We start from the raw sequence: 5,854 nt of genomic DNA, 5'->3' as shown, positions 1-5,854 counted from the left end.
ACGGCGAATGGCGCGGCAAGGCCGGTGGCTATGCGCTCCAAGGCTATGGCGAGGTCTATGTCCGGCACATCGCCGGCAGTTATTCGAACGTCGTCGGGCTGCCGCTGGCCGAGACCCGGGTCCTGCTCAAATCGGCGGGATATCCGCTTGCCTGAATGGTGGATCGAGCGCGGGATCGGCGAGACCCGGTTCGCGCTGATCGACGGCGGCGATATCGTCGAGGCTCGGATCGAGCTCGAGGGCTTGGCCCGCGCCGGCACGGTGATCCGCGCGCGGCTGGTCGATTCCGGCACCGGCGGCCGCAACGCCGTCGCGCGGGACGAGAGCGGTGCCGAATTCCTTCTCCCGCGCGGTGCTGCTGGCGTGACGCAAGGATCTGTCGTGGCAATCGAGGTGACTCGCGAAGGCATTCCAGGCGCGGAGCCGTGGAAGCGACCGCTTGCCCGCGTTGGCGGCGCCCCTGGCGATGCCGAGCGCGTGGCCGGTTGCGACGTTTCGTTTCCCGGGCGCCGAGATGTGCTCACTCGGGCAGGCTGGGACGATCTCAGCGATGAAGCTCGTTCGGGCATAGTGCGCTTCGCCGGTGGCGAGCTTCGGATCTCGCCGACGCCGGCCATGACCCTGATCGATGTCGACGGTTATCTCCCGTCCGACGAGCTCGCCGTCCGTGGCGCCGCGGAGGCCGCCAAGGCGATCCGTCGCCTCGACATCGGCGGGTCGGTGGGTATCGATCTGCCGAGCGCCGGATCAAGGGCCGCGCGCCAGGCCGCAGCAGCCGCGATCGACGCTCACCTGCCGCAGCCGTTCGAACGGACGGCGGTCAACGGCTTCGGATTCGTCCAGATCGTCCGCCGGCGCGTTCGAGCGTCACTCGTGGAGTTGGCGCAGGACCGGGCACCGTTCGAAGCCCGCGCCCTGCTTCGCCGGACGTCGCTGGAACGGGCCGGTGCGACGCGGCTGGCTGCTCACCCGTCCGTCATCGCCGCCATCGAGAGGGCGGAGAACTGGACCGAGCGCCTGTCGAGGCAGCTTGGCGGCGCCGTCACCTTGCGCGCCGACCGCTCGCTCGCCATCTCCGGCGGATATGCCGAAACCCCCTGAAGCCAAGCTGTGCCCGCTCTGCGGCAAGCCCGAGGCGCCCGAGCATGCGCCATTCTGCGGCCGCGGCTGCAAGGATCGCGACCTTCTGAAGTGGCTTGGCGAGAGCTATCGCATTCCCGGGCCGCCCGCCGATGAGCAGCATGACTTTGGCAGGGTAGACAGCGAGGGGGACGCCGGATAGGGACCGCCCTCGCTTTGCCGGGTCGCGCCCGGCACGCGAATGCCCAGGTAGCTCAGTTGGTAGAGCACGTGACTGAAAATCACGGTGTCGGTGGTTCGATCCCGCCCCTGGGCACCACTCCTTTCCAGCAGTCCTCGCCGTGCCGCCGTTAGACCTCGAGCCGGTCCGTGCCGCGCGCGACGACGGTGTAGAGCGCGGGCATCAGGAAGATGATGATCAGCAGGCAGGTGATCAGCCCGCCGACGATGACCACCGCGAAGGGGCGCTGCGTATCGGTGCCCACGCCGGTCGCAAGGGCCGCCGGTAAGAGGCCCAGGGCGGCGACGAGCGCGGTCATCATGATCGGCCGAAGCCGCAGGATCGCGCCCTCGCGGATGGCCTCGGCAAGCGGAGTCCCGTTCAGCCGAAGCTCGTTGACGTAGGAAATATAGACGAGGGCCGTCTGCACCGACACGCCGAACAGTGCGAGGAAGCCGATCCCCGACGACACGGAGAACGGCGTCCCGGTCAGCCACAACGCCAATATGCCCCCGACCGGCGCCGACATCAGCACGCCGGCGAGCGCAATCGCCGGGAATTTGAAGTTCCGGTAGAGCAAGAACAGCAGCAGGAAGATCAGCAGCAGGGTCAGTGGGACGATCGTCGTCAGCTGCGCCCGCGAGGCCGTATATTCGCTATATTCGCCGCCCCAGTCCGCGCGATAGCCTTGCGGCAGCTGCACCCTGCTCGAGACTTGCGCCATCTCATCCTGGACGGCGCTTGCGAGGTCACGGCCCTCGACCGCGAACTGGACGCCGATGAAACGGCTGTTGTTCTCTCGGTAGATGAAGGACGCGCCGCTGCTGACCGAAATGTCGGCGAGCTCCTTGAGCGGGATATGCTGTCCGCCCGGTGTCGCGACGAGGATATTGCCGATCGCGACCGGGTCGTCGCGATACTGGCCCTCCAGCCGCACGACGAGATCGAACTCCTTTTCCTGCTGCACGACCTGGGTCGCGACATCGCCGCCGATCGCCGTCTGGATGAGGCTGTTCACGTCGTCGACGTTGACGCCGTAGCGGGCGATCTTGTCGCGATCGATTCTGATGGCGAGACTCGGCTGCCCAAGCTCCTGCACCAGGGTCACGCCCTTGATCCCGCGCACGTGCTCCAGCACGGCCTTGATCGCCTTGCCCTTCTGTTCGAGCGTGTTCAGGTCCGGTCCGAACAGCTTGACCGCGAGCGCGCTCTTGAGGCCAGTCTCGGCCTCGTCGACGGCGTCTTCGGCAGGCTGCGTGTAGTCGACCGTCATTCCGGGAAACGTCTGCAGCTTCTTGTCGATCGCCGCGATTAGCTGCGGCTTCGTCCGAATTGGCCCGCGCCATTCCGAATAGGGCTTCAGGGCGACGAAGAACTCTGCATTGAAGAAGCCCGTAGCATCGGTTCCGTCGTCGGGCCGCCCATGCTCCGACCCGACCACGGTGACCTCGGGGAACGACGTAATGATCGCTCGGACCTGCGGCACGATCTTCGCCGATTCATCGAACGAGATGGTGTACGGCATGGTCGTCCGCACCCACAGCGCGCCTTCGTCGAGGTGGGGCATGAACTCGGCGCCGACGTTGATGAAGATCAAGATCGACACGAGCATCAGGATCGCGGCGCCCCCGATGGTCGCGAGCGGCCGGGAAAGGCAGCGGTCGAGGCCGCCTGCGTACCACGAGCGAAGCCGTTCGAAGGTCGCGTTTCGGCGTTCACGCAGGCCGCTCCGCATCAGCCAGGAGCAGAGCACCGGGAGCAGGGTCAGGGTGACGATCAGCGAGCCGATCAGGGCGAAGATCATGGTGTCGGCCATGGGCTTGAACAGCACGCCCGATGGGCCCGTCAGGACGTAGATCGGCAGGAAGCTGACGACGATCACGATCACCGAATAGAAGAGCGGCCGGTCGACCTCTGCTGCCGCGTCGCGGACGATGGCCATCAGATTGTCCGGCCGGTCGTCGCTTTCGGCGAGGCGCCGATAGATATTCTCCACCATGATCACCGCCGCATCGACGAGGATGCCGAAATCGATAGCGCCGATCGAGAGAAGGTTCGCCGATCCCCCCTGCAGATTGAGGCAGGCGAAGGCGAACAGGAGCGACAGGGGGATGGTGAGGGCGACGATCAGCCCGGACCTGACGTCGTAGAGGAAGAAGATCAGGACAACGACAACCAGCAGCATGCCGCGCAGCAGGTTGCTTTCGACCGTCTTCACGGTCTCAGCGACGAGGTCGGACCGGTCGTAGAAGGGGACGACCTTCACGTCCTTCGGAAGGACGCTGGTGTTGAGCTCGCGCGTCTTGGCTTCGACGCCTTTCAGCACGTCTTGCGTCTTCTCGCCGGTGCGCAGCATGATGACGCCCTCGACCGCGTCATTCTGTCGGCCGATGCCGAACTGACCAAGCCGTGGTGCGATGCCGAGCGTGACCTGGGCAACGTCCTTGACGAGCGTCGGGACTCCGTTGTGCACCGCGACGACGACATTGCCGATGTCCTCGAGGCTCGTCAGCCGGCCGAGCCCGCGCACGTAATAGGATTGGCCGCCCTCGGAATAGAAGCCGCCGCCGCCGTTCCCGTTGTTCGCGCTGAGCGCCGCTTCGACCTGTTGCGGCGACAGCCCGGCGCCGGCAAGGCGATATTGGTCGAGCAGCACCTGGTACTGCATGGTCCCGCCGCCGAACCCTGAATCGTCCGCGACGCCAGGAACCGAGCGGTATTGCGGCTCGACCGTCCAGTCCTCGAACGTCTTGAGCTCGGTTGGCGAGCGGTCCGGGCTCTGCAGCGTGTAGCGATAGATGAGTCCCGACGGAGAGGTGAGCGGGCTGACGTCCGGCGAGACTCCGCTGGGAAGGCCGATACCGGCAAGCCGGTTGAGCACTTGCTGCCGCGCGAAATTGCGGTCCGTGTCCTGATCGAAGGTCAGGTCGACGCTCGACAGCGCGTAGAGCGAAACGGAGCGGAGGTTGCTCTCCTTGGGGATGCCGTTCAGTTCGCGCTCGATAGGAACCGTGACGAGCCGCTCCACCTCTTCCGCCGAGTGTCCGGGCCATTGCGTCGTGATCGAGACCATCGGCGGCGACAGGTCGGGGTAGGCATCGACCGGCAGGTGCTCCCAGGCGTGAGCGCCGGCTGCGACCAGCAGGACCGCGACCAGGGCAACGATGATCCGCTGCTCCAGGGCGAGGGCGACAATCCGGTTGATGAAGGAGGAACTGGCCGCCGGCGGCCGCGCGATCGGGTCCGTCGGTCCGTCGGTCATTGGCTCTGCATGAACTGAAGGAACAGCGCGCCGTTCGCGACGACCTTGTCCCCGCTCGCGAGGCCGGTCGTCACTTCGTAGTTCTGGCTGTCGCGATAGCCGAGCGTGACGTGCCTGCGCACGAAGCTGCCGTCGGGCTGCATCGCATACACGAAGGGCATGTTTTCATCATCGCGGAGCACCGCCGAGACCGGGACCAGCAGGCCCGTGCTGACCCTGCCGGACTCGAGCAAGACGTCGACATACATTTGCTTCTTGAGGAGATCGCCCGGGTTGGGAGCGACGATCCGCGCGACCACGGCGCGCGTGTCCGGATCGACCGACGCGGCAACGTTCTGCACCGTCCCGTGAAAGGGTCCGGTGCCGTTGCGGGGGTCGATCGTGGCGGAATCGCCGGGATGGACGGATGACAGGTCGCTCGAGTTGATCTGGGCGAGGACCCAGACCTGCGACAGGTTGGCGACGGTGAAGGCCGCGGAGGTGCCGGATTGAAGCAACTGGCCGGGCGTGATCTGCTTTTCGACGACGGTCCCCGAGACGGGGGCGCGGATGACTCCAGCGAAGCCCGCCGCAGGGTTGCCTGCCGTCGCCCGCGCGATCGTGCCGCGGTCGACGCCCATGGCGAGCAGCGACTGCAGCGCCGACTGGCGGTCAGCGGTGGCGCTTGCGGCGTCGGTCTGGGCCTGCGCTGCTTCGCGCTGGGAGATGCCGTTGTGTGCGGCCAGATCGCGATCGGCGGCGGCGAGCCGCTGCGCGTTGGCCGCGGCGACCACCGCCTTGCGATAGGCCCCGACTGCGGTCGCATAGTCGGCCGACTGGACCACTGCGAGCGGCTGCCCCCTGCCGACGGATTGGCCAAGCGCGACCAGGATCCGGGTGACCGGGCCCGTGAACGGGGAAACGACCGAGGTCGCCTGGTCGTTGTCGAAGTCCACCGTGCCGGGCGCTTCGATACGCTGGCGATAGCCGACCGGAACGACCGTATAGAGCTGGATGTGGGCCCGCTGGGCCTTGGTCAGCTTGACGTCGGCGGCATTGATGGGCGCGCTGTCATTGTCCTCGGGCGCAGACGAGCAGCCGGCAATCGCGGCGAGCAGGCAGGCCAAGGCGATCAGGTGGCGGCGACCGCCGGCTTCAACTGGCATTCGTCGAGCTCATGAGATCGGGCCGATGCCACCAGCCGCCGCCCAAGGCCTGGAACAATGCGGCGGTGTCCGTGAAGCGGTCGGCCTTCGCCTGGATCTGGGCCAGCCGGGCCTGCTGATAGGCCTGCTGCGCGGTGAGCACCGCGA

General features: G+C 66.7%; 5 protein-coding genes and 1 tRNA gene. 4 read left to right on the top strand and 2 right to left on the bottom strand.

What is annotated here, in order from left to right:
- The 4 genes from JOZ79_RS09815 to JOZ79_RS09800 all read left to right on the top strand — a co-directional run.
- Window positions 1-155, top strand: a 155-nt coding sequence (locus JOZ79_RS09815; protein ID WP_294073646.1) for a Maf family protein, incomplete at its 5' end; no start/stop codon positions are given.
- Window positions 148-1,101, top strand: a complete 954-nt coding sequence (locus tag JOZ79_RS09810; RefSeq protein ID WP_294073644.1) for a ribonuclease — start codon at window positions 148-150, stop codon at window positions 1,099-1,101. The genes JOZ79_RS09815 and JOZ79_RS09810, both read left to right, overlap by 8 nt.
- Window positions 1,085-1,282 carry a DNA gyrase inhibitor YacG gene (yacG, locus tag JOZ79_RS09805; protein WP_294073642.1) on the top strand — a complete coding sequence of 66 codons (198 nt, stop codon included), beginning with the start codon at window positions 1,085-1,087 and terminating at the stop codon, window positions 1,280-1,282. The genes JOZ79_RS09810 and yacG overlap by 17 nt, the downstream gene beginning before the upstream one ends.
- A 41-nt stretch (window positions 1,283-1,323) precedes the next feature.
- Window positions 1,324-1,399: transfer RNA gene (locus JOZ79_RS09800), tRNA-Phe, on the top strand.
- A gap of 31 nt (window positions 1,400-1,430) precedes the next feature.
- On the opposite strand, the gene JOZ79_RS09795 is transcribed toward JOZ79_RS09800, so the two are convergent.
- Both JOZ79_RS09795 and JOZ79_RS09790 read right to left on the bottom strand, forming a co-directional pair.
- Window positions 1,431-4,562: a CusA/CzcA family heavy metal efflux RND transporter gene (locus tag JOZ79_RS09795; protein WP_294073640.1), complete on the bottom strand. Its 3,132-nt coding sequence runs from the start codon at window positions 4,560-4,562 to the stop codon at window positions 1,431-1,433.
- Window positions 4,559-5,707, bottom strand: a complete 1,149-nt coding sequence (locus JOZ79_RS09790) for an efflux RND transporter periplasmic adaptor subunit (protein WP_294073638.1) — start codon at window positions 5,705-5,707, stop codon at window positions 4,559-4,561. Before JOZ79_RS09790 ends, JOZ79_RS09795 begins: the two co-directional genes overlap by 4 nt.
- Window positions 5,708-5,854: the final 147 nt, after the last annotated feature.

The sequence above is a fragment of the Sphingomonas sp. genome (assembly GCF_019242355.1).
Taxonomy (GTDB): domain Bacteria; phylum Pseudomonadota; class Alphaproteobacteria; order Sphingomonadales; family Sphingomonadaceae; genus Sphingomicrobium.
Note: the sequence above shows the minus strand (reverse complement) of the source record. Positions and strands in the feature narration are given on the sequence as shown.